At 52.3% G+C, this 971-nt stretch carries 2 protein-coding genes; one reads left to right on the top strand and one right to left on the bottom strand.

The window, feature by feature from the left end; all coding sequences use genetic code 11:
- On the top strand, nucleotides 1–413 hold a 413-nt coding region (locus K1I67_RS09670), incomplete at its 5' end, for a universal stress protein (RefSeq protein ID WP_223339743.1).
- Between the two features lie 50 nt (nucleotides 414–463).
- Here the strand turns inward: K1I67_RS09670 and K1I67_RS09675 are convergent.
- Nucleotides 464–971 (bottom strand): GntR family transcriptional regulator (locus K1I67_RS09675; protein WP_223339744.1); only part of this gene is annotated, 508 nt, incomplete at its 5' end.

The raw sequence follows: 971 nt of genomic DNA on the forward strand, positions 1-971 counted from the left end.
TGCCTGTTGATGTCTTTGAAATGGATTTAAGCGATAAAGCGGTGCGTCACGCGGAATTTCTCGCTTCGGCCGAAAATGGCGAGATCACCTTGCTCAACGTTCTGCCGAACAGCAGCCGTTCGCTATTGCGCGGTTTTACGGCGGATATTCGTAAGTTTGAAGCCTATATGAAAGAAGAGTCGGAGAAAAAAATGCGCGAGGTGGCGCGACTGTTCGCCATCCCCATGACGCGGATCCATACCCGCGTAGTCTTTGGCAACGTGCGTGACGAAATTCTGGCTATCAGTAACAACGAAGAGTTCGATGTCATTGTGATTGGTTCCCGCAAACCGGGGATCTCCACCCATCTGCTGGGCTCCAACGCCGAGTCAATTCTGCGCTACGCCAAAACGCCGGTATTGGTCGTTAGATAATCCCTTCAATGACGACGGCTGCGTCGGCCATGCCGGCAGCCGTCTGACTCTTATTCTTCACTAAACCAGTCGCGGTTCTCCTGGCGAATCAGCAGTACGGATTCGCTGATTTCATGCAAATGGATACTCATGGCTTTTTCTACCGCCTCGGCATCGCGTTTTTCCAGCGCGGTGAAAATCTCATGATGCTGGCGCAGAAGCATCTCCGGAGAGGTGACATGGTCCAGACTCATATAGCGGACGCGATCGATGGCGGCTTTAATATTTTCCACTGTCTCCCAGGCCAGCTGACAGTCGGCGATAATCGACAGCTTCTGGTGAAATTCATCATCGAGCAGGAAAAAGTCGTTTAACTGCTGCCGATCAACAGCAATACGCTGCTGGTGAAGATTCTGTGCCAGCTGATTAAGTCGCTCTTCGTTAATCATGCCGGCGGCACGGCGAACCACCGCGCACTCAATCGCCTGGCGGACGAAGCAACCATTACGCACCTGCGACAATGAGATTTTATTGACGTAGCTACCGCGCTGGGGACGAATCTGGATAAGTCCGTTTTCC

Source organism: Streptococcus infantis, assembly GCF_019929575.1.
GTDB lineage: Bacteria > Bacillota > Bacilli > Lactobacillales > Streptococcaceae > Streptococcus > Streptococcus infantis_L.